At 55.2% G+C, this 23,296-nt stretch carries 25 protein-coding genes; 1 reads left to right on the top strand and 24 read right to left on the bottom strand.

The genetic code is table 11. The annotated features are described in order from the left end of the window. Nucleotides 1-22: 22 nt before the first annotated feature. Nucleotides 23-1,768, top strand: coding sequence for an alpha-glycosidase (locus tag KI379_RS22610; protein ID WP_212984973.1), 1,746 nt, complete (start codon nt 23-25; stop codon nt 1,766-1,768). A 60-nt stretch (nt 1,769-1,828) separates the two neighbouring features. Here the strand turns inward: KI379_RS22610 and KI379_RS22605 are convergent, their stop codons facing one another. The 24 genes from KI379_RS22605 to KI379_RS22490 form a co-directional block, all read right to left on the bottom strand. Next, nucleotides 1,829-2,980 carry an ABC transporter permease gene (locus tag KI379_RS22605; protein ID WP_212984972.1) on the bottom strand — a complete coding sequence of 384 codons (1,152 nt, stop codon included), beginning with the start codon at nt 2,978-2,980 and terminating at the stop codon, nt 1,829-1,831. Nucleotide 2,981: 1 nt separating this feature from the next. Next, the gene (locus KI379_RS22600; protein ID WP_212984971.1) at nt 2,982-4,109 is read right to left on the bottom strand and encodes an ABC transporter permease; all 1,128 of its coding nucleotides are present in this window, start codon (nt 4,107-4,109) and stop codon (nt 2,982-2,984) included. A 28-nt stretch (nt 4,110-4,137) separates the two neighbouring features. Further along, nucleotides 4,138-5,073 (bottom strand): ABC transporter ATP-binding protein, encoded by a 936-nt coding sequence (locus tag KI379_RS22595; protein WP_089549190.1) that lies wholly within the window; start codon nt 5,071-5,073, stop codon nt 4,138-4,140. A gap of 188 nt (nt 5,074-5,261) precedes the next feature. Then, nucleotides 5,262-6,368 carry a sensor histidine kinase gene (locus KI379_RS22590; protein WP_212984970.1) on the bottom strand — a complete coding sequence of 369 codons (1,107 nt, stop codon included), beginning with the start codon at nt 6,366-6,368 and terminating at the stop codon, nt 5,262-5,264. A 12-nt stretch (nt 6,369-6,380) separates the two neighbouring features. Continuing rightward, nucleotides 6,381-7,202, bottom strand: a complete 822-nt coding sequence (locus tag KI379_RS22585) for a response regulator transcription factor (protein WP_212984969.1) — start codon at nt 7,200-7,202, stop codon at nt 6,381-6,383. Nucleotides 7,203-7,307: 105 nt separating this feature from the next. Next, complete coding sequence (locus tag KI379_RS22580; RefSeq protein ID WP_212985151.1) at nt 7,308-8,135, bottom strand: undecaprenyl-diphosphate phosphatase; 828 nt, start codon at nt 8,133-8,135, stop codon at nt 7,308-7,310. Nucleotides 8,136-8,166: 31 nt separating this feature from the next. Next, entirely contained in the window at nt 8,167-8,787 is a 621-nt protein-coding gene (locus KI379_RS22575; protein ID WP_212984968.1) for a DedA family protein, read from the bottom strand. Nucleotides 8,788-8,825: 38 nt separating this feature from the next. Next, nucleotides 8,826-10,775 carry an ABC transporter permease gene (locus KI379_RS22570; protein WP_212984967.1) on the bottom strand — a complete coding sequence of 650 codons (1,950 nt, stop codon included), beginning with the start codon at nt 10,773-10,775 and terminating at the stop codon, nt 8,826-8,828. After that, nucleotides 10,750-11,520, bottom strand: coding sequence for an ABC transporter ATP-binding protein (locus tag KI379_RS22565; protein WP_212984966.1), 771 nt, complete (start codon nt 11,518-11,520; stop codon nt 10,750-10,752). Before KI379_RS22565 ends, KI379_RS22570 begins: the two co-directional genes overlap by 26 nt. A gap of 90 nt (nt 11,521-11,610) precedes the next feature. Further along, on the bottom strand, nt 11,611-12,600 hold the full coding sequence (locus KI379_RS22560) for a sensor histidine kinase (RefSeq protein WP_212969693.1): 990 nt from the start codon (nt 12,598-12,600) through the stop codon (nt 11,611-11,613). Then, a complete protein-coding gene (locus KI379_RS22555) occupies nt 12,597-13,298 on the bottom strand; it encodes a response regulator transcription factor (RefSeq protein WP_076172731.1) in 702 nt (233 codons plus the stop codon). Before KI379_RS22555 ends, KI379_RS22560 begins: the two co-directional genes overlap by 4 nt. A gap of 321 nt (nt 13,299-13,619) precedes the next feature. Beyond that, nucleotides 13,620-13,826, bottom strand: coding sequence for a sporulation histidine kinase inhibitor Sda (gene sda / locus KI379_RS22550; RefSeq protein ID WP_089549197.1), 207 nt, complete (start codon nt 13,824-13,826; stop codon nt 13,620-13,622). 231 nt (nt 13,827-14,057) lie between these two features. Further along, nucleotides 14,058-15,272: a M24 family metallopeptidase gene (locus tag KI379_RS22545; protein ID WP_212984965.1), complete on the bottom strand. Its 1,215-nt coding sequence runs from the start codon at nt 15,270-15,272 to the stop codon at nt 14,058-14,060. Nucleotides 15,273-15,358: 86 nt separating this feature from the next. Then, nucleotides 15,359-16,111, bottom strand: a complete 753-nt coding sequence (locus tag KI379_RS22540; RefSeq protein WP_163880299.1) for an amino acid ABC transporter ATP-binding protein — start codon at nt 16,109-16,111, stop codon at nt 15,359-15,361. A gap of 13 nt (nt 16,112-16,124) precedes the next feature. After that, nucleotides 16,125-16,769, bottom strand: coding sequence for an amino acid ABC transporter permease (locus tag KI379_RS22535; RefSeq protein WP_076172728.1), 645 nt, complete (start codon nt 16,767-16,769; stop codon nt 16,125-16,127). 35 nt (nt 16,770-16,804) lie between these two features. After that, nucleotides 16,805-17,668 carry a transporter substrate-binding domain-containing protein gene (locus KI379_RS22530; RefSeq protein ID WP_089549200.1) on the bottom strand — a complete coding sequence of 288 codons (864 nt, stop codon included), beginning with the start codon at nt 17,666-17,668 and terminating at the stop codon, nt 16,805-16,807. A 33-nt stretch (nt 17,669-17,701) separates the two neighbouring features. Further along, nucleotides 17,702-18,346 carry a TetR/AcrR family transcriptional regulator gene (locus tag KI379_RS22525; RefSeq protein ID WP_089549201.1) on the bottom strand — a complete coding sequence of 215 codons (645 nt, stop codon included), beginning with the start codon at nt 18,344-18,346 and terminating at the stop codon, nt 17,702-17,704. 156 nt (nt 18,347-18,502) lie between these two features. Beyond that, the gene (locus KI379_RS22520; protein WP_163880297.1) at nt 18,503-18,880 is read right to left on the bottom strand and encodes a LytTR family transcriptional regulator; all 378 of its coding nucleotides are present in this window, start codon (nt 18,878-18,880) and stop codon (nt 18,503-18,505) included. 19 nt (nt 18,881-18,899) lie between these two features. Then, entirely contained in the window at nt 18,900-19,040 is a 141-nt protein-coding gene (locus tag KI379_RS22515) for an AgrD family cyclic lactone autoinducer peptide (RefSeq protein ID WP_076172725.1), read from the bottom strand. Then, nucleotides 19,018-19,566 (bottom strand): accessory gene regulator ArgB-like protein, encoded by a 549-nt coding sequence (locus KI379_RS22510; RefSeq protein ID WP_244879408.1) that lies wholly within the window; start codon nt 19,564-19,566, stop codon nt 19,018-19,020. Before KI379_RS22510 ends, KI379_RS22515 begins: the two co-directional genes overlap by 23 nt. Beyond that, a complete protein-coding gene (locus KI379_RS22505; protein ID WP_084203976.1) occupies nt 19,556-20,185 on the bottom strand; it encodes a hypothetical protein in 630 nt (209 codons plus the stop codon). Before KI379_RS22505 ends, KI379_RS22510 begins: the two co-directional genes overlap by 11 nt. Nucleotides 20,186-20,456: 271 nt before the next feature. Further along, complete coding sequence (locus KI379_RS22500) at nt 20,457-20,663, bottom strand: hypothetical protein (RefSeq protein WP_076172724.1); 207 nt, start codon at nt 20,661-20,663, stop codon at nt 20,457-20,459. Between the two features lie 280 nt (nt 20,664-20,943). Then, nucleotides 20,944-21,789 (bottom strand): sugar ABC transporter permease, encoded by an 846-nt coding sequence (locus tag KI379_RS22495; RefSeq protein WP_076172723.1) that lies wholly within the window; start codon nt 21,787-21,789, stop codon nt 20,944-20,946. Beyond that, entirely contained in the window at nt 21,786-23,087 is a 1,302-nt protein-coding gene (locus tag KI379_RS22490) for a sugar ABC transporter permease (protein WP_212984964.1), read from the bottom strand. The genes KI379_RS22495 and KI379_RS22490 overlap by 4 nt, the downstream gene beginning before the upstream one ends. Nucleotides 23,088-23,296 lie beyond the last annotated feature (209 nt).

The raw sequence follows: 23,296 nt of genomic DNA, 5'->3' as shown, positions 1-23,296 counted from the left end.
TTTGCGTGAGGAGGAAAATGAGATGCTGCTGGAAGCTGTGTACCACCGCCCCAAACTAAACTGGTGTTATGCCTATGACGGACGTACCATCCACCTGAGAATCCGCACCAAACGAGACGACGTGACTTCGGTATCGGCCATGGCCGGAGACAAGTACATTTGGGAGGAGTCGATGGAGTATATCCCGATGATCAAGCTGGTTTCCGACGAACTGTTTGATTACTGGGAATGCGAAGTGACGCCTCCCTACCGCCGGCTGAAATACGGATTTCTGCTCGAGGACGGCAAGGAAAAGTACTGGATGACCGAATACGATTTCCTTCCGGAGCCGCCAGAGACGCCGGACCGTTTGTTCGAGTATCCTTTCATCAATCCGGTCGATATTTTCACCGTGCCGGCATGGGTGAAGGACGCGGTCTTTTATCAAATTTTCCCTGAGCGCTTCGCAAACGGCGATCCGTCACTGGATCCGAAAGGAACGCTGCCCTGGGGCGGCGAGCCTGAGCGGGACAACTTCTTCGGCGGGGATCTGCAGGGGGTGCTTGACCACCTGGATCATTTAAGTGAGCTGGGCATCAATGCGATTTATTTTACGCCGCTTTTCAAGGCGACGACCAACCATAAATACGATACCGAAGATTACTTAACGATCGACCCCCAATTCGGGGATATGGAGCTGCTGAAGAAGGTCGTGGCCGCCTGCCACGAGCGGGGCATCCGCGTGCTGCTGGATGCGGTGTTCAACCACTCCGGCCGTACGTTTGCCCCTTTCCTGGACCTTCGGGAAAAAGGAGAGCAGTCGCGCTACAAGGACTGGTTCCACATCCGCAAGTTCCCGATCGGCGTGGAGGACGGCGTACCGAGCTACGACACGTTTGCTTTTGAGCCGCTCATGCCGAAATTGAATACCGAAAACCCTGAAGTCAAGGAGTACCTCCTGAAGGTCGCGGAATACTGGATCAAGGAAACCGACATCGACGGCTGGCGCCTGGACGTGGCCAACGAGGTCGACCATCAGTTCTGGCGCGAGTTCCGCCAGGTCGTAAAACAGGCTAAACCGGACGCCTATATTCTCGGCGAAATCTGGCACGAGTCCTCGCCTTGGCTGCAGGGAGACCAGTTCGACGCCGTCATGAACTATCCGTTCACCAACGCGGCGCTCGACTTCTTCGTCGACGGAATTACGGATGCCGAAGGATTCGCCAATGCGATCGGCAAGCAGCTCTCCCGCTATCCGCGCCAGGCGAACGAAGTGGCGTTCAACCTGCTGGACAGCCATGATACGCCGCGCCTGCTGACCAAATGCAAAGGGAACAAGGATAAAATGAAGCTGGCCGCCCAGTTCCAGTTCACGTTCCCCGGAACCCCTTGCATTTTCTACGGGGATGAGGTCGGCCTCAGCGGTGGTCAGGACCCGGAATGCCGCCAGTGCATGCAGTGGGATGCCGCCAAACAGGACCAGGATCTGCTGACGTTCTATAAGGACCTGATCGCTCTGCGCCACCAGTACGGCGCGCTCCGTACCGGAAGACTGACGTTCCTGTCCGCGGAGGAAGGAAGCACGCAGCTGGCTTACTCCCGCGAGGACGAGAACGACAAGATCGTCATCCTCATGAACAATTCGGCCCAGGAGGATACCCTCTCGGTCGACGTGGAGGAATCAAGCTGGACGGATATCCGCACAGGCCAAACCGCGTCTGCCCGCCAGGGCAAGCTTCAAGTAAAGCTGCCGGCATACGGCTGCGCCATGCTTAAAGCGGACAAATAAGAAGCAAGGGACCCCAGGTTTCGTACCTGGGGTCCCTTATTTTTCGCCATATGCCTAGTTTTACACAAAGTTCCGCGTATCGTTGTTTCTGCCGAACTTGTAGGTCGCGATGAGGAAAAATACCACCGCGAAGGCAAACAGAATCGACAGGTTGAACCATACGCCGGCGAAGCCTTCGCCGGACTGCAGTTTCTCGATTGACTGCAGCACCCAGTTCTGGGGCAGGAAGTCGGACACCCTGCGGATCGCATCCGGCATGATGCTGATCGGGAAGAAGCAGCCGGAGAGCAGGCAGGTCGGCGTGACGATCAGGTTCGAAAGCGCGCCGGCCATGGCGGAGCTCTTCGAGAAGGCCACGATCACCAGGGAGATGCTCACCGATACCAAGGAGAACAGCAGCAGAATGCCGAACATCTGCGCCACCGGCATGCCCGGATCGATCCGGAACACGACGCGCATGAAGAACAGGACGATCACGATCTGCGCCAGCATGACGATCAGATTCATCAAGATGTTGGCCATGACGTACGTCCTGGCGTTAATCGGCGAAGACAGCACCCGGAAGTACGTGCGGTTCTCCCGGTTTTTCAGAATGAGCTCCGACAAGCTCACTGCCGAGGTCATCATAAACATCAGCAGAAAGCCGATGGACTGGTAGGACATCTCCTTCGTGGTCGACGTGTCATTGACAGACTCGGAGGTGACCTTGAAGTCCGCCGAACGGTATCGGTCATACAGCTGCTGGAACTTCGCGTCGTTTCCGGCCGAAATTCTGCCCATGGCCGCCACGTTGTCGATATATCCGTACAGCATAGATTTCATATACGCCGTTACCTGGGCGCCCTTCACCGACTGAATCGCGATATGGTCCGGGCTGCCGCTCCGAACGCTCTCCGAGTAGCCGGACTCGATGATCAGCCCGCTGTCGAGGTCGCTTGCGGCAAGCTGATCCTGCAGCTCCTGCTGGGTCACGTTCACGACCTTGACATGGTCGAGACCTTGAACAAACTGAACCGTATCGGCTGCGATGGTTTGCCCGTCATCCCCGTTGACTACGCCCACCCGCAGCTCCGTTGTTCCCTGCGATCCATAGAGCAGCAGGGAAGCCAAGATGCCGGCGATCGGCAGCCCGAAGTACAAAATCATCGTGCTGCGTTTGCGAAATGTGGCCCGGAGTGTCCGGATCACCAAAAACCAGATATCCTTCCACATGTTACAATCCCTCCCTGCGTGTCATGACGGCGATGGATGCGCCCAGAAACAGTATGGCAAAGCCGATATACAGGCCGACCGCCGGCCAGGCAGCGGATACGTCGTTTCCGTAAATCACCTGGGTCAATCCATGATTTCCCCAGCGGATCGGAGACAAATTCACGAGAAATCCCATGATGCCTCCCCCGGCGTCATCCCCGATCGGAAAGTACGCTCCCCCAAAGAAGGACATCAGCTGAACGATCAGAGAAACAATGCCCCGCGATGCGCTGCCTTTGAGCAGATAACTGAAGGCAAGGCCCAGGCTCAGCGCCATGATGACTTCCGACAGCAGCACGATCAGGACGATGCCCATATGTTCCCCCCAATACGCCTTGAAGACGTACTTGCTGAAGACGATAATGACGATCACGAACAGAAAGTTGGTCACGATGCCGCCCAGCACCTTGCCGGCAAATATCTCGCTTTTGCGTACAGGCGCCGTCACCAGCCGCACCGCCGTTCCGCGCAAGATTTCCCTTTGGATCAGCCCTCCGGCCGGCATGGCCGCCCACATACCGACCATTACCGTCAGGGCCAGCGCGTAGTAATCGATCGACCCCGGCGTCCGGTCCGCGTTGATCGACAGTTCCTTGATGTAGTCCGACCCGGCTCCGCCGGCAAACACCGCCTGAACCTGGGCAGGCTCGGTCTGCGCAACCGCCGCTGCCGCATTGTACTTATCGGCAAAGGACGTCAGCATCCCCTGCACGATATTGCTCTCAATCGTACTGCGGCTGCTGCCGTAGAGGGAAATCCCCTGCCCGCTCAGCTCCACATAATCCACGTAGCGGTTGTTCTCCACTTCGGTCCGGCCGTTCTTTCCCGCCGGGAGCGAATCGAACGTGATCCCCGATTTTCCGGCCTCCTTGGTAAAGGCAGTAAACGCTTCGGACAGTGGTCCTCCTCCGGTGGTGTCCTTCACGACCACCTTCAGGTCACCGACGCTCAAATCGCCGCTGAATGCGTTCGTCAGGGCCAGGCCCAGAATCAGCATCAGAATGATCGGAAAGCCAAGCATAAATATCAGTGTGCGCCGATCCCGGAAATCCTGTTTGATTTCTTTAAATGCAATCGATAAAATATTCACCTCATGAACCTCCTCCCCGCTTAAGCGATTAATCCCGTAAATTTCTTCCCGTCAAGGTCAGAAACACCGTCTCCAGATTGGGCTCCTGCTCTTCCACCGAGCGGATTTCCATCCCGTCATCCATAAGCTGCTTCAGAATCCGGTTCAAGTTGTCGACCGCCGCGTCGCTGTGAATCCGGATCATGTTCTCTTCCTGCAGCACCGTCCGCACGCCCGGAATCGCTTTGAGCGCCCCTGCCGCCGCAGGCTGCGCCGATTTCACTTCGATGCGGATGTCTTTCACGTCGGTAATCGTTGACTTCAGCTGCTCCTTCGTGCCCTCGGCGATGATTTTGCCATGATCCACAATGGCGATCCGCGAGCAGATTTCCTCGACTTCTTCCATATAGTGACTCGTATAAATAATCGTACAGCCCGATTCATTCAAATTCCGCACCGAGGTCAGGATATAGTTCCGCGACTGGGGATCGATGCCGACGGTCGGCTCATCCATGATAATAAGCTTCGGCTTATGAGCGATCGCGCAGGCGATGTTCAAGCGCCGCTTCATTCCGCCTGAGAAGTTCTTCGGCAGGCTCTTCGCCTTGTCGCTGAGGCCGACAAATTCGAGCGCTTCTTCCGTCCGTTCTTTGAGCTGGGTGCCGCGCAGACCGTACAATCCGGCAAAGAAGCTCACGTTCTCATACGCCGTCATATCTTCATAGATCGCCAGATCCTGCGGCACGATGCCCAGGTTCAGCTTGGCGAACCGGCTCTGCTTCGTGATGTCCCGGTCCAAAATCCGGATTTCCCCGCTGCTCGGACGCAGCAGTGAGGATACCATATTGATGGTTGTGCTTTTGCCGGCGCCGTTGGCCCCGAGAAAGCCGAAGATTTCCCCTTCCCTTACCGTCAGCGACATATTGTCCACGGCGACGAATTCGCCGAATTTTTTGGTCAGCCCCCGAATATCGAGCACGTTCATTTCATCCCACTCCGTTTCGTTGTCCTTTTAACAGATCGACAGGGCGGCATGCATCTCGCCCGCTCCATCTCTTGATGCTCTTATCTTAATAAAAAAGGATGACCTTATGTCAGTGCATAAGTTCATCCTTGATCCATGAGAAAGTTCATGTCTTTGCCGTGGGGGCATGACCTGTCATATGAAATTTATCATTCCTTGCCGTACGGAATCAGCGTGGTGACCGTGAAGCCCTGGGAGCCGTCGGCGATGACCGTACCGTTCACGGATGCCGTCCGCTCTTCCATGCCGATCAAGCCCAGGCCTTTAACGATCTTGGACGAGCCCTGGCCGTTATCGGAGACGACCGCTTTGATGAAGCGGTTCAGCACGCGGATTTCCACATGCACCGACGTAGCTCCGGAATACTTGGCGCTGTTGGTCAGCGCCTCGGTCACATTTTCATAGATGATCTTCCATTGGAGAGGGGTGATGATTTCCATGTTCCCGTCATGAACGACAGAGGTCATCATCCCCGTTTTGCCGCTAAAAGCTTCAACAGTCGTTTTCAGGCGGCTCAGTCCGAGCTGTTCCACCGGGGGTTTATTGTTCTTCAGCGTGAGGCGGATTTCCTCGATGGCTTCCTTCGAGATGCCGATGGCGTTCTGGAGGAGATTCTCCGCGGTATGGGGGTCGCTGTGCAGCAGCCGCTTGGCGGCCTCCATCTGGATCAAGGCCCCGGTCATGGCATGCCCGATCCCGTCATGAATCTGCTGGGTTAACCGGCTGCGTTCCTCCAGCTTGACCATATATTCCGAGGCCCTGGCGAAGTCCCTGTTTTCGTTCAAGCTCCGGGCCAGCCGGTGCATATCCTTGCGTATCAGCTCATTTTCGTCTTCCTGGCGGACGATCCTGCCCATATACTGCCGGACCAGCACATAATTGAAATAGCTCAGCGCGGCCGCGAACATATATAGAACCATCATCGAATCCCGCAGGAAGATCAGCGGTATCAGGATGACGAGGAGCACGACCCCGTTCTTCCGGGGATAAAACGTGGCCAGCTCATAACATCCGAAGGGCAGCAGCAGCGTGAAAAAGGGATGATACATCGCACAGCCGATCAAAAACAGCTCGATCAGCACGATGGCGCCCTGCTTCAGCCGGCTGCCCTTCACGATATGCAGCACCAGATTCAGCGCCGAGTAAATGAGAAACAGCAGCACGATCCACGGGTCCGGTTGGGCTGCTGAGAAATAGGTGGCGATCACGACAAAGAGCAGCAGTATCGTTTTGTTGCCGACGGTCCACAGTTCCATACAATCCGCCGCCTACCGGACCTTGCCGGTCAAATAATAGATGGCGATCTGGGTGCGGTGCGACAGCGCCGTTTTGTTCAGGATCGAAGTAATATAGTTGGCCGTGGTCCCTTCCGAAATAAACAGCTCTTTGGATATTTCCTTATTGGACAGCCCCTGGGCGATCAGGGACATCACTTCCAGCTCGCGCTCGGTGAATACGCTGCGGTCAAACGGGCAATCGGTAGACGAGGCTCCCTTAGCCTGCGCCGCCGATGCCGCCGGTGCGCCCGATGCTCCCGCTGTTCCCCGGCCGGATGTAATCCCCGTGGTCGCAGACGCTCCTCTACCGCCAGCCTCCTGCACACCCGCTTGCGGAGCTCCGCCATGTTCCTGACGGGCACCCGATTCCGTCCTTCTCCCCTGGCCCGCAGGCAGTCCGTCCATCACCGACTTCAGCTTATCCAGCACTACGTCCTGCAGCACATTATTGCCGCTGTGCACGCTCTTGATCGCATCCCGGATGCGCTCAGGGTCATTGTTCTTCAGCAGATACCCTTTGGCGCCGTAACGGATCGCATCAAGAATGTATTCGTCGTCATCAAAGGTCGTCAGGATCAGCGGCTTGGTTCCGGTCTCTTCGGTCAATATTTTGGTCGCTTCCACCCCGTTCATATTCGGCATCCGCACGTCCAGGAGCGCCACATCCACCTCGTGGGTCCTGCAGTAGTCCACCGCTTCCTGCCCATCGTTCACCGTAGCCAGCACCTCAAACTCCCCGAACGTATTCAGGATGATCTTCATTCCTTCCCGGATAAACGAATTATCATCCGCAATCAGCACTCTAATTTTCATGCCAGGCCTCCTTGTCGAACCTATTGTACCTGATGGCCGGCCTGGATTGGAAGGAGTTTCTAAACGGCAAAAAAAGCCCCTCTGCGAGGGGCTTTTAACGAACGGTTACCATATGACGAGAAAAATAATAGCGGCCAGCACGATCCGGTACACGGCGAACGGTACCAGCTTGATGCGGTTGATGAGCTTCAGGAAGAAGCGGATGGCGATCAGCGCCACGATAAACGAGCTGATAAAGCCTGCCAAGAAAAACGGCATCATATCCATCGTAAAATACTCCCAGTTCTTCAGCAGCGACAACCCGCTGGCACCGAGCATAATCGGCACGGCCATAATAAACGTAAAGTCGGAAGCCGCCCGGTAGCTCATGCCCATCAGAACCCCGCCGGAGATGGTGGAACCGGAGCGGGAGAAGCCCGGCCACAGGGACAGACACTGAACCAGTCCGATGCCAAAGGCCTGCCCGTATGTAATCTGGTCCACCGTCTCGGCTTTCGGACGCTTCGGCCGCCATACGTCGGCCGCGATCATCAGGAGCGCCCCGATGACCAGACCGATCAGCACCGTCCGCGTCGAAAACAGATGCTCGTCAATATAGTCATCGAACAGCAGGCCGAGCACGCCGGCCGGAATCAGGCCGACGATGACCTGGGTCAGCTTCAGGCGTCCCTGCGTCCGGCTGCCCCCTGCCTCCGGCTTTCTTCTCCGCAGGCCAAGCAGGTCGAGAAACCGGCTCCAGAACACGACGACCACCGCCAGGATTGAGCCCAGCTGAATAACGACTTTAAAGGTATTAGCTACGGGCGAAGCCAGAAACTCCCCGGTCTTCAGCCACATATCGTCCACGATAATCATATGCCCGGTCGATGATACCGGGGCGAACTCCGTCAATCCTTCGACGATCCCGAGGATCACCGCTTTAATGATTTCCATCAAATCCAAAACGTTTCACAACTCCTTCAGTTTACTTTTCAACCCGCATTCCCCGCGCGCGGCGGAGGTACAGGAACAGCACGCATACAATAACCAGGCCGATCAAGGCGTATGCGGCATGCGAATACACGTCCATATAGTGCAGAATGCTCTCCCAGGAATCCCCCAGGGCCGCCCCCAAATACACGAGTACCGTGTTCCAGATCAGCGTTCCGACGGTGGTAAAGAGCAGAAACAGACCAAACTTCATCCGGGCCATCCCGGCCGGAATCGAGATCAGGGACCGCACGAGCGGAATCATCCGGCAGAAGAACACCGTAAAGTAGCCGTAACGGCTGAACCACTTCTCCGACTTGGCGATATCGGAGGATTTGACCCGCAGGATGCGGCCCCATTTGGCCACGATCCGCTCCAGGCGTTTCACATCCAGCAGCAGGCCGATGCCGTACAGAATGACCGCTCCGATCACGGAGCCGACTGTAGCCGCCGCGATGACGCCCGGGATGGCCAGATGCGATTTCGTTGTCATAAAGCCCCCGAACGTAAGGATCAGCTCCGACGGAATCGGGGGAAATATATTTTCAAGGGCAATAATGAGCGCAATACCGACATAACCGAACTGTTCCACGACGCTGGTAATCCACTGCTCCATGGAATTCCCTCCCATACGGTTTATAGTGAAGCCCTGCGTTAAATCAGGGTCTTTCTTACGTTCCGCAAATAGTTGTAACGGATGAAGAAAAAATACGCCACCTGGGCCGTAACGAAGCACGCCAGCACCGCCCCCATTTCCCAAGCGATGGAGAGATAAAAGAAGCTTTGCAGCGCCATGAAAGCGAAAATACTGTGCAGAGCGGCTAGTAATATCGGCACGAAAAAGAGCATCGCGAGCTGTCCGGTCACGATCCGGTTCAGTTCCCGGTCCGTCAGTCCCATCTTGGCGATCGTGTCGTATTGGCGCCGGTCATAGTCCAGGTCCGCATAGAGGCGGAAATACAAGAAACTGCCCGCTGCGATAAAAAACACCGTCCCCACCAGCAGCGCTGCAAACAGCATCGCCCGGTAAGACGTCATTTGCGTCACATACAGCGTGCCGCTCACCGTCATCGCGTACGGCTGTCCGGCGTCATACCGGACTTCGCCGCGCGGCGCGAGCCTCTCTCCAAGGCCCAGCGTCCGCTCGAAATCATCCACGTAGAATCCGGTATACCGGTCCACTGACACGGGAGATGTCAGACGGTCAAACAGGCGGTCGCTGACGACGAGGCCGCTGAAATCGCCCTCCCGCTTCCATTTCATCTCCCGCAGGACATGCTCAGGCACGGGTACCCGCGACGTGTACCCGATCTCCCGGATTTGCAGCCTCTCTTCCGCCAGCGTATAGACCTCCATCCCCCGGATCCGGGTGTAGGTACGGTCGCGCTCGGAACTGATCATCACCAAGGCGTCAATGCCCTCCAGCGGCTTCTCCAGGTCGCTGTCCCCGGCGGCTTCCACCGCCTGCTTGTAGCTGGAATAAGAGATGACCGGAAGCAGCGCGCTGTCCCCTTCGCCGGCTGGCAGGCCGACCTGGATGTTTTTGACCGGAAAGCTGACGATCGCTGGACTGAGCCCCTTCGCGCGAAGTTCGTCCTCAAGCTGCTGCACATGCTGCGCTTCGAGAGAATTTCCTCCCTTGGACAGATAGCTGACCGCCGCCGGGTAGTCCTCCCGGAACTGGCCGGAGAGCGTATTAATGGAAGCAAACACGCCGACAGCACAGAACGAGACCGTCGAAATGATCGTCACCATGAACAGCATGTTCGCGTTGTCTTTGAGCCGGTACGCCAGATTGGAGACCGTCACGATATTCGTCTTTTTCCAGAAAAAGAGCCTCCGCTTCTGCAGCAGCCGGACGACCCAAACGCCAAGCTGGGTGTACAGGAAATACGTGCCGGCGATGGTCATGATGACGACCGGTAGCATGCGGATGTAGATCGTATTCACCGTGGTCGTCGCGGCCAATGCATAGGATGCGAGCAGCAGCACGGCCGCCAGCAGCGACTGGATGCCGGACGTCCGCGGCGGCGTCTTCGGCCTTTGTCCGGACTGAAACAGCTCGATGAGCGTCCGGTTCCGGAGCATGACGGAGGTGCAGACCGAAATCAGCAGGAACAGCAGTACGAATGCGCCCGCTGTCATCGCCAGCGCCTGCCAAGGCAAGTAAAACGGAATCGGGGCCATGCCAAAGGCACGGGAACCGATCATCAAAAAGAGCTTGCCGGTAATTAGGCCGGCGGCCATACCGGTCAGGATAGCCCCGAGGCCGATCAGCATGTTCTCCATCAGGACCATCCGGTTCAACTGTCCCTTGGTCATCCCGTGCATCAGCAGGATTCCGATCTCCCGCTTCCGCGAGGTCAGAAAGGAGCCTACCGAATACAGCACGAAGAAAAAAGAGAACAGATACATGATGCATTCGGCGGTAATCATCGTCTGCATTACGATCGGATAGATCAGCTGCCCGCGGATATAGGGGCTGAACAGGAACAGGGCGCAGATGAAGAAGATCATGACCGAGAAGGCGCTGCTGAGAAAATAAGCCGCATAGGTCCGCTTGCTGCGGGCGACGTTTCTATAAACGAACTGTAGAAAGGACACGGCTGTCTCCCCCCAGCAGCGACAGCATGTCGATGATTTTCTGGAAAAACGCCTGCCGGTTGCTGCCCTGATAGATTTCGTTATAGAATTTGCCGTCCTTGATAAAAATGACCCGGTGGCAGAAGCTCGCCGCGACCGGATCATGGGTCACCATCAGCACCGTCGCCTGCTCCTGCCGGTTCATCTGATCCAGCGTCTCCATGACGTCCTTGGACGCCTTGGAGTCGAGATTGCCCGTCGGCTCATCCGCCAAAATCAGCGAAGGCCGATGGATCAGCGCACGTGCGATGGCCGTCCGCTGCATCTGTCCCCCCGAAATCTCGTAGGTGCGCTTGTCCAGAATCCCGCGAATGCCGAGCTTCTCCGCCACTTCCTCCAGCCTGCGCTCCATCTCCCGTACGGGCACCCCGTCCAGCGACAGGGACAGCACGATGTTCTCCCCGACGCTCAACGTATCGAGCAGGTTGAAGTGCTGGAACACGAAGCCCAGCTCGCGCCTGCGGAACAGCGCGGTCTGTTTGCGGCTCAACTGATGCGGGTTGGTCCCGTTAATCCAGACTTCGCCGGCCGTCGGCTCGTCGATGGTCGCAATCACGTTGAGCAGCGTGGTCTTGCCGCTCCCCGAGGGGCCCATCACACCCACGAATTCGCCTTCGGCCACCGCGAACTGGATATGGTCGAGCGCCTGCAGCGGTACGCGGCCTTCATAGATTTTCGACAAATGCTTCACTTCCAGAATCGTCACGTGCTCCAGGCTCCTCCGCTTTGATTTCTGTCATAGGCTTATTATAGGCAGTGCCTGCTTCAGCCTGCCATCGCGCAATATTACACTAGCTTACACATTTGTAAGCTTGAATCTGATCCGGACGGTCGTTCCGCGTCCTTCCTCCGATTCGATCTCGACGCCGTGTCCCATTCGGCTGCAAATCTGCTTGACCAGGTACAGTCCCATCCCGGTCGATTCCTGATACAACCGGCCGTTCTCGCCGGTAAAATACGGGTCGAACACGCGCGGCAGATCCCCCTGAGGAATGCCGATGCCCTCGTCCTGGATGTCCAGAACCGCCTCGCTGCCGCTCTGGTATCCGCGGAACCGGATTTGCCGGTGCTCCTCCCCTGCGGAATACCGGACCGCGTTCGTGACCAGCTGGGTCATGACAAAGGACAGCCACTTTTCGTCCGAAGTAATCAGAAGCGTCCGTTCGAACTCAATGACAGGAAAGATACGGCTCCGTATAAACAGCCGGCGCTGTGAGGACGTCACCGAACGCACCACCTGCTCCAGATCCAGCTCCTCCACATAAAAATCCTTCTCGAACGTGTCGAGCCGGGCGGTGTACAGCACCATGTCCAGCCCCTTCCGGAGCCGGTCGAGCTCATCGCCGATCGCGGTGAACTCCGGCTTGTCCTGATGCTGAATGATCAGATGGATGACCGACACAGGCGTCTTCATCTGATGCACCCACTGGTTGATGAATTGAATATGGGAATCGAGCTTGTGCTTATACTGCTGCAGCTCGGTTTGATAGCGGCGGTACTGCCCCTTGATCAGACGGTGCAGGCTCAGGGACAAGGGAGTCTGCTGCTTGTTGTTCAGCAGCTCCTCCGTCGTCGGGGACGGCGCGGACAGCCGCGCATAGAAGGTCCGGTTGCGCCAGTACCGGATCAGGAGGTACCCGGCGAACAGGAAGCTGCTGAGCAGCGCCGCATACAGGCTGACCTCGGCGTTCCGGTACCCGTCCAGCCGGTACACCAGCGTGATGAGAAATAATTGCAGAATATAAAGGGCGATAAGCGGGGCTTGGTCTCTCAGATACAGCTTCATGCTTCGTCCTCCCAGTTTGGAAGCAGCCGGTAACCTTGGCCCCTGACGGTCTGGACGGCATCCTGCACGCCGAGCCCCGACAGTTTTTTGCGGACGCGGGTGACGTAGACGTTCAGGGTGTTGTCATCCACGAACGACTGGTCGTCCCAGATCCGGTCCAGCAGCCGGTCGCGGCTGACGACCTGCTCCTGGCGGGTGAGCAGTTCCTCTAATATTTTGGCTTCGGTATGGCTGAGCTCCACCTTTTGCCCGTTTAAGGTCAGAGAGAGCCGGTCCACGTCCAGCGTAAGCCCTGAGACCGTGACAGACCGCGTCTGCTGGGATGCGGCATACGAACCGTACGCCCGGCGAAGCTGGCTGCTGATTTTGGCCACGGCGATTTCATAATCGAACGGCTTGGTCAAATAATCGTCCGCCCCGTTTTCCAGCGCCATCACCTGGTCCATCTTGCCCTCCCGGGCCGATATGAAAATAATCGGGCATGTCGACAGGCCGCGAATTTGCCGGCACCAATAGTATCCGTCGTATTTCGGCAAATTGATGTCGAGCAGCACCAGGTGAGGATCGTAGCTCCGGAAGTCGCTCAGAACCGCAGCGAAATCTGTCACGGAACGTGTATCATATTCGAATTTATGCAAATGCTCCTCCAGCAGGCTGACAAGCTTCTTGTCATCTTCGACAATGAAAATTTTAAACATGACGAAAAATCTCCTTTGGAAAAGTAAAGGTATCTTCTCACTCCTTTGGTATTGTACCATGTCCGGCCTGCCGGGCCGAATTCCAGACTGGAATGCCATAAAAAAGGAGCTGCAGCCCCAAAGGGCGCAGCTCCTTGTCTCAAACGATCCAATTGCATACATTCACTGAAAGCAGACCGCTTGCAGCGAAAATCTTGTTACCGAATATGGAATGGTCCAGCATCGCTGAGGCCTTTATTCTCTTCAGTCAGGTGCTCAACCGGTGAGCCCGAAGCAAGTGCTGCATCGGCGCTCTCACGGGTCTCATGACGACTCTCCCGATCATGCAAAGTACATTTCGGCTGCATCGAGCTCGCGGTTTCCGGATACCTGATAATCCTCCTGGAGGAGAACACCGTCCTCATCCTGCAACTCGATTCCCCGGCGCTGCAGCTCCGACATCAGCAGGGCCAGAAATTCAGGGTCCAGTTCCAACTGCTTGGCCAGCATCACGCATTCCAGCAGCTGTTCATCAGACAAGATTTGCATTTCAATCCCCCCGATCTTCCAAGGTTCCCTAAGAATCCTGGAGATCTTCCAGGAGGAAAGGAACCCTTAATGATGAGTAACCGATTTTGCGAGGAAAATGGGCTTACCCTATTTAAAACCAAGTCAGCCGGTTTGTAAACGCACTTTCATCGGGATGAATGTTTTCCACAAAAATATCAATTCGTCAAATTAATCCCTAATCAGACAAAACTTTACTTCCATTACGCTTAATTACAAAGATACCAAATCCGTGCTTAAACGGTTCAGCCGCTCCACGCCGTTCTCCGTAATCAGAAGCATATCCTCAATCATGATGGCTCCAATCCCGTAGCCGTAGTAAGGCGTCTCGATGCAGACGACCATGTTCGGCTCAAAAACCGCCGTCTCGGACGGGCTGATGAATGGCCCTTCCTCCGCGGCAAGGCTCAGCCCTGCGCTGTGCCCCAGATGGCCCCGGTTGTACTGGCTCAGCCCCGCCGCACGGATGACGCTCATCCCCTCTTGGAATGCCGCCTTCATTGGCATCCCGGGCTCGATCGTCTGCAGCAGGCGGTCATGCCCGCGCCGGAGCGCCTCATAGATCCGCTTCGTGACATCCGCAGGCTCGCCCAGCACGAAGGTGCGGGCGATGTCCGAGCCGTAGCCGGCCACCTCGACGCCTACGTCAAACTTGATCACGTCCCCCGGCTGGCTTGGCCGGGTATCAAACACTTGTACAGGGGCAAAGTGGTCCCCGACCGAAATCATATGGAACCGCGGCGTCGACCCGTCCGGATTCCGCATCAGCGATCTCCGGAACGCATCCACGATCCCTGCGGCAGAAACGCCCGGCTCGATTTCGCGGACCGCGTACTCGACGCCTGCTTCCGCATAAGCGCATGCCCTACGCAGCTGTTGAATTTCCCACGGCGTCTTGATCGCCCGCAGCCGCGTGAAGATCGGCCCCGCCTCGGCCAGCTCGGAAATGTCCGGGCACGCCTTGCGCAGCGCCATCACGGAAGAATGCCGCATCAAATCCAGCTCGGCCGCAATTCGCCCCCGGGAGATGCCGTACTCCTCCAGCACCTGCTGAAGGACGCCGAACATCTCCTCCGACTGCGGGGACACCGGCCGCTTCCCTTGATAGCTGCCGCCTTTCAAATGAAGCGGATCATCCACATCTACCCAAGTAGGGTAGGTGCGAACCTCATACCGCTCGGAATCCCCGGCAAACCCGGCGGCTTCGAAATCGTTCATGATAACGACTGCCTTCCGCCCGGGATCGCGGAAATGAACCGCCAGCCCAACCTCACTCATGCGCAGGGTATACATAAAGGCACTCTGATGCCCTGAGAGATAATAAAAATTTTCGCTGCTGGTCGCGACCAGCGCGTCGATATTTTCACTGTCCATGATCCGCCGTACCCGCTCCGAAATCATGTCCAGATGCTGCTGATGATCATTCATGCTGCGCTTCAACTCCTTCGGATCAGGCAGTCCTGTCTCCGTATTTCCGTTCCTAAGTCCGTGTATCATTCGTTTATATTCCAGCTTTAGACCGGCTCCTGCGCCATCTGGCGAAGGAACTTACGCGCCCGTTCCGTCTTCGGTCCGGCAAAGAAATGCTCCGGCGCCCCTTCTTCCTGAATGATGCCTTCGCTCATAAAGACGATCCGATTCGCCACTTCCTGCGCGAATTTCATCTCATGCGTAACGACGACCATCGTCATTCCTTCTTCCGCCAGCTGCCGCATCACCTGCAGCACCTCGCCGGTCAGCTCCGGATCCAGCGCCGATGTCGGCTCGTCGAACAGCATGATCTTCGGCTCCATCGCCAAAGCGCGGGCGATCGCCACCCGCTGCTGCTGCCCGCCGGACAGCCGCGAAGGATACTCGTCCCTCTTCTCTGCCAGACCGACTTTGCCAAGCAGCTTTTCGGCAATGTCAACCGCCTGCTCCTTTGGCATATTTTTCACCGTCATCGGGGCCATGATCACATTGTCCAGGACGGTGAGGTGAGGGAACAGATTGAACGACTGAAACACCATGCCCGTCAGGCTGCGCAGCTCGTGGATTGCCTTTTTTCGCTCTTTGGCGCGCATCGCAGCTTCGATGTGGACGCTGTCGATGCGGACCGAGCCGGCATCAGCCTGCTCCAGGCCGTTCAGGCACCGGAGCAAGGTACTTTTGCCCGAGCCGCTGGGTCCCAGGAGCACCACGATTTCGCCCTGCCGAATGTTCAGGCTCACATCCTTCAGAACCGATAACGATCCGAAGCTTTTGCTTAAATGGCTGACTTCGATCATGCCTTCTCCCTCCTTAATAAGCCTTGGACAGCTTCCGCTCGATGACGTTCAAAATCGCCGAAAAGCCTGTGCTCATCACCCAGTACATGACGGCGATAGCAAGGTAGAACGGCATCGCCACGTAATACTGCGCGATCAGCAGCTGTGCCGAACGCAGCAGCTCTGTCACCGTGACGATGGAAACGAGCGACGTTTCCTTTAAGATCCCGATAAACGTGTTGCCCATTGGCGGAATCGCCGCCCGGGCCGCCTGGGGCAGAACGACCTTGCGCATCGTCTGCCATGGCGTCAGCCCCAGAGTCAGCGCCGCTTCGGTCTGCCCTTTATCCACGGACAGAATCGCACCGCGGAAAGTTTCAGACAAATAAGCGCCGATATTGATGCTAAGCGCAATATATGCTGCCGTCAGCGGCCCCAGGGTAATCCCATAATCGGGCAAGCCGAAATAAATGATAAAGATTTGCACGATAATCGGGGTTCCGCGGATGATGGACACATATACCCTGGCGATGCCGGCGATCAGCCGGTTTCCTTTTAACCGGGCGATGGCTGTGAACAGTCCGATAAACAACCCAAAAAACATGGAGACGATCGTGATGAGCAGGGTGTAGTAGGCTCCCGTAAACAGAAAACCCAAATTATCCATTACCAATTTCATTTAAAACGGCCTCCCACAGCTGTAAGACTCATAACTTAGAAGCTTGGATCGACACCAAACCATTTTTGGTGGATTTCCTTCAGCGTTCCGTCGGTCTTCATTTCGTCCAGCGCTTTGTTGATTGCATCCAGCAGCTCCGGATTGTTCTTGCGCATCGCAACACCGGCATAATCGTCCTTGATGGAATCGCCGACCGCTTTGATCTTCAGATGGTTCTGGTCGATAAGAGGCTTCAGGGCGAACATGTTGTTGATCGTTGCGTCAATCCGGCCTGTGTTCAAATCCATCAGAGACGAAATGACGTCGTTGTATGTCGCGATTTCGAACTTGCCGACTTTCGGCATCGCTTCGTCGCGCAGGTATTTTTCGTCATTGGTGCCAAGTCCGACACCGATCTTCTTGCCTTTAAAATCGTCGATCGACTTGATCGTATCGTTGTCACTCTTCACGACCACATTCACAGAGTTCTTGATGTAAGGCTCCGAGAAGTCCATCGTTTTCTTCCGGTCATCCGTGATCGTCACCTGGCTGATCAGCACGTCGTATTTACCCTGCTGCAGACCCTCGATCAGGCCCGAAAATTCGCCGGTAATGAACTCAGCCTCAACCCCGAGCTTCTTGGCGATCGCTTTGGCGATGTCGGCGTCGTATCCGTCTACTTCCTTCTTGTCGTTCAAGAAGTTATACGGGGCATACGTACCCATCAAACCTACCTTGATTTTTCCGTTCTTCTTGACCTGCTCAAGCAGATTGCCAGCCGACGAAGACGCCTGATTGCCGCTTCCACCGGAAGCATTGCTGCCCGATGACGCCGAATCTTTGCCGCAGCCGGCCAGTACCAAAGCGATAACGGCGATCAGCGACAGCGACATAAATAGTGATTTGACTCTAAACTTCATTTCTATAATCCCCCTTAGAATAGGTTCTAATATTTAACCGAGCAGCCCGCGGAACTCGAACCGGGCCGTTTCTTCGGCAATCTGCGCGGCGGTGTACACCGGCTCGTAGTCCACGTCATGCAGCGGACCGAACAACCATTTGGTCAAAACGCCTGTGATGAGCGACACGAGAATGTTCACGCGCAGCGAAACGTCCGTAAACTGCGGCAGCATACCCAACTCAATAGCGCGAAGCACATTTTTCTTAAAGGCCTCTTCAAAGGCGATCCACACTTCCGATACCGCCGAACGGACCTTGGGATCGGCGCCCTGCCCCTTGATCAGCAGAAAGGCCATCAAATTCCGGTTTTCATTGGCAAACTCGAACAGGTTGGTCAGCAGGTTGGCTGAGGAATTCACCATGTCGTCTACAGATCCCGCATGCTTGCGGTATCCCTGTTCAATGACCTCGACCAGCCTGTCCCGACCGTTCTCCACCAAACGGATGGCCATCTGCTCTTTCCCGTCAAAATACCAGTAGAACGTCCCCTGCGAGACGCCGGCCGCCTTCACCACTTCCGATATCTTTGTATTATGGTAACCTTTGCGTGCAAACAGCTCGAGGGCGGCCTGCCTCAGCTCCTGCTCGCGCTGCGGTTCTTCATTAGTTTGCGATGGCAGAATCAGGACCCCTTTCATCACTTGACTGACGAGTCAGTTAATTTAATTCCGATGGGTTTACTATAGTATATGAAGCCTTTGGGGTCAAGCGTAATTTCTTCCTCGCCAGCAGCTCTGCGCCTATTGAGAAGCGTTGAAGAAGCAAAAAAAAAGAGCTGCTTAGCGCAGCTCCTTTCATACGATCAATATTCCCGGGTTATAGGCTAATAGCTCCTCTTTAATCTTGTTGTACCTTTTAAACGCCATGGTGCAGCATTTGGAGCCTTTATGGATTTCCGGCTCAAAATACGCCTTCTTGTACACGCTGTCGATCAGCATAATTCTGTCCACGTTGACGAGGTTCCGGTCCACGTTGCGAAACGTATACCCGCTCGCGCTCAGCATGCCGGACCAGTATTTGAGCGTGCCGTTCATATAAAACTGCTCTTCCATCGTATGAACGACAACCCGGTCTGCCGGAATGCTGAATTCCATGAACAAAATATCGTGTACCCGAAGATTGACGATGCCTGATTCCCCTTCAATATCTCGTGAAACCGTAAGATATTGCATCTGAATCAGCTCCTCCATTTCACTTCAGCAGTTCCTCTGGCGTCTCACCGCTGTAAACATACACAGGACTGGCAACACTTACGAGATACACAGCTACCAGCGTTAATGCCGAGGCAATGGCTGTGAATGTGCTGTGCTTAACTTTGCTGATCAGTGACATGGCGTTTCACCTCCTTTCGGTGGATCAGGCTCAGGGCTTGGACGAAGAAGACGACGGCAAGCGTCTGCGACTGGATCAGGACGTTGGCCAGTACAATGAGGACTCCGATCACCCGCAGCTTGGGGTAATGCCTGCGCGGTATTCTGGATTGCTTTTCGATTTTGCTCGGAGCAAATACAGCCACAAGCACCATACTGAGAACGTTCAGTACTTGAACATAGAAGGCGGACAGCTCGATGAACGACACCAGGGTGAACAAGGCGGTGGTGACAAGCACGCACCATTCCCCGGTTTTCAGATGAATACCGCCCGTGAATTGGCGCAGCAGCGCAAATCCGATCAACGCCGCCGCCGCGCGGCCCACATGCCCTGTGAAGAACGCAATCAGCAGGGTCAGAGCGACGATCAACACCACGTTCAGAATGACGGCAATCGCATGTTTGAGGATGTTCACCGAGGATTTATGATCCGGAACCTGCCGCTTGATCCCTTCAGCGATTCGTACGGCGGCCGTTTCAATCAGCATGGATATCCTCCTCCTCCTTGCGGATGGTGTAATACAAAAAGAGGCCGAACGTGCAGGCGAAAAACAGAACGTTGATCCATACCTTGTTGTAATAGAAAATAAATTCCACCGAGACGAGCGTGACCATAATCAGCAGCACCAGCACGATGTGCTCTTTCTTGAAGCGCAGCCTTTCAAAGTCAAAGGCGAACCCGATGCCAAACTTGTACATGAGCCACGATACCCCAAGTCCCGTTAACGCCGAGACGACCTGCAAGCTGTAAGAGTTGGCGTCCGTGGCGTTGACCTCCTGAACCGAGCCAAACAGCCAGAGCACATAGACGGTCTGGATGAGCGCATACAACGCATAACCCAGAATCGTGCAGATCGCCGACCAGGCCAACGGAATCTTCATCACGGTCGTGTACAGCAGAATGTAAATCAGAATCGTGATTAACGGTGCTGCAAATGCCAGCGACAGCTCGTCCCTCATCACATAGCTCTGCACATTCGCCAGCAGCGTGATACACAGAGCCTGCCACAAGTAATCCGAGGTTTTGAACCTAAACAGCGACATCGTCAGCGAATAGATCGCAAATGTCTCCAGCGTTGAAAAAAACATGAAGCCGAGAGCTTCCACCTAACTTCCTCCTACTACCGTACCATTCCTATGTTTGACTTTTCTTCCGTTATTCTCACGGTTCACAGGCGGCGGCCAGCATCCATACGCCGAGGGACTTCCCCGGTGCATTTCGCTTCCCTAATATATTTTATAAATTGGAATTTTCTACTTACTATAAACATACGACGTTGTCGATAAAAACGAAAGATGGAATTTTATGTTTTAGCGAATTTTTTTACGACATATTCCCGGTTAAATCGACACACACCCTTTTTATTTGAATACGCTTTCAAAAAGGGTGGTAGCTTGCCGCTCTGGAGCCCGTCTCATCCGGCAGCAAATCCACGTAATGCGCTCCGCACTCATCGCATCCCGCCGCCAGCCGGTGGGTGTGCATATAGTATCCGGTCTTCAGCACCTGTCTGGCCCGGTGCTCCTTCACGAGCTTGCCGCATCCCATACAGTAAATCCGGTCTTCGAAACATGATTGATTCATATAGGTAAACTCCCTTCGATCTATTTCTTTTCACCTCTATAACATATACTTCATGTGAATGCGAATCCCTGCCCATCCGGTACTTTTTATCCATGGGAAACCTTTCCTGATTGTACGTGAATTGGACCCGGTGCACTCTGGAGCTACAGCCAGCCTCCAAATAAAAAGGCACAGCCTGCATGCATGATGCGAAAGCTGTGCCTTTCTGTTTTTCTTTTGTTCCAAAAAAACCAACCCGTCAGGACAGATCGCCCGCGGGGGAGAAGCCTCCACACCCTGCTTACCCTTTGCTCGCTCCCGATGTTAAACCGTCTACCAGCAGGCGCTGCAGGAAAATAAACAGGATCGTGATCGGCACCGCGATCAGAACCGCCCCTGCGGCGAAGGTGGTGAAATTCGTATTCTGATTTGTGCTGACCATGTCGAACAATCCGACCGCCAGCGTCCAATTTTCTTTCGTCCGCAGCACGAGGCGGGCAAAGATGTAGTCCACCCATGGGCCGACGAACTGCGTCAGCGCCATATAGGTCAGCATCGGCCGGGACAGCGGCAGAATGATGCGGCTGAAAATCGTCCAGTTGCTCGCTCCGTCGATCTTTGCCGCCTCGTCCAGCGTCCGCGGGATCGTGTCGAGAAAGCCCTTGGCGATAAAGGTGCCGCCTAGCGGGGCTCCCGCCGCATACACGATAATTAGCGCAAGATGCGTATCCAGCAAATGCCACTCCTTCAGCAGCAGGTAAATCGCGATCATGCTCATGAATCCCGGGAACATGCCGAGGATGAGCACGGTCGACAAAGCCGTCTTGCGCCACTTGAAGCGGAAACGAGACACCGCATAGCTCGTGAGCAGGGTCAGGAAGACGCCGATGATCATCGAGCACACGGCTATTTTCAGCGTGTTCATGTACCACTGTCCGAACAAAATGCTGCTGGACGTAAACAGCTCCCGATAATGGTCCAGCGTGAACGCTTCCGGAAGAAGCGTCTTGCTGTAGAGCGATTTTCCCGGGCGGAAGGAGCCGAGAATGACCCAGAGGGCCGGATAGATCGAGCCGATGGCCATGATGATGAGAATGATGTAGCTGACCGTCAGCCGAACTGCTTTTCTGCCTTGACGTCCGCTCATTGGATCATATCCTCCTCTTTAAATGATTTGGTCCGCCGGTAATTGTAGATGGAGAATATGGCGATAATCAGGAAGATAATGATGCCGACGGCCGACGCCATATTGTATTTGTTCTGATCCAGCGTCAGTTTGTACAGCCAGGTCACGAGAAGGTCCGTCGCTCCCGCATACTGGTAGTCTCCGACCACCGGGTTCCCGTTTGTCAGCAGGAAAATCATGTTGAAGTTGTTGATGTTTCCGGCAAACTGCATGATCAGTGTCGGTGCCGTCGAGAAGAGGATCATCGGCAGCGTAACGATGCGAAACTTCTGATACGCGCTTGCCCCGTCGACTTCAGCCGCTTCGTACATGTCCTTCGGAATGGTCGTAAGCACGCCCATGATCAGAATCATGGAGACCGGAATGCCCACCCACATGTTGACGAGAATAACCGTCACCTTGGCCCAGAACGGATCGGTCAGCCAAGGAAGACCGCCGAGCCCGAAGTAGCCGAGGTACTGGTTGATCGGCCCGAACTGGCCGTTAAACATATTCCTCATGACGAGCAGCGAAATCAGCTGCGGAATGGCATAAGGGATAACCAGGATCGTCCGCCACATGCCCTTGAATTTGATGCCCTGCTGGTTGATCAAAAGCGCAACGAGCAGGCCGCCCAAATACGTGGTCGCCGTGGACAGAACCGCCCAGATAATGGTCCAAGTTAATACGCCGAAAAACGTATGGCTCCAGGTTTTCAGCGACACCAGATCTTTGAAGGTCTGGAATCCGACCCAGTCCACCAGCTTCGCCGGAGGGATATGGTTCGGTGCGGAATAGTTCGTAAAAGCCAGCATGATCATAAACAGGATCGGCATGATCGTAAAGAACAAGATGCCGAGCGCCGGCAGTGTCAAAAAGGCTTGGGCGAATTTATAATCCATCACAAATTTAATGGATTTGGCGAAACTGTTCGGGACTTGCCCGTTTTCCCGTTTGATCGCCGTATGGAACGCGTCTCTAACGTTCATGACATATACGACGATAAAGATCAGCAGAAACAGCAGCGTAATCAAGCTTTGAATCATGATAAAGATGGAATGATCGCCATCGATCCACTTGCCCTTCACGAGCAGACGCGGCGTATCCCCGAGTGACGTAATCCCCCAAAGCGCTCTTCCCAAATTGTTGATGAAGTAGTAAATACCAAAAGCCTCGATCAGCAGGAACAAGATGCCTTTGATCCATTGGCGGTTATAGATTTGTCCCAATCCCATGCTGATAATTGACAGTAAAGCGGCTTTGCCGCGGAGCCTGTTCATCGTATCCTCTTCTCCTCTCCCCGGGTCAACGGAAGCATCCCCGGAGGGTACTGCTTCCAAGAAGACAGGCCGCGCTTTCCCGGCCCTGTTCCTTGGCGATACCGGCAGCCGAAGCGTGCGCGCTTTCCAGCGGTACCGGTATGTCAGGGAATGACCCGCCGCGGTTGATGGCGGCGGGTCATACTTCCATTCATAACGTTTGCCTTACC

It is taken from the genome of Paenibacillus cineris, assembly GCF_018333335.1.
GTDB lineage: Bacteria > Bacillota > Bacilli > Paenibacillales > Paenibacillaceae > Paenibacillus_AQ > Paenibacillus_AQ favisporus.
Note: the sequence above shows the minus strand (reverse complement) of the source record. Positions and strands in the feature narration are given on the sequence as shown.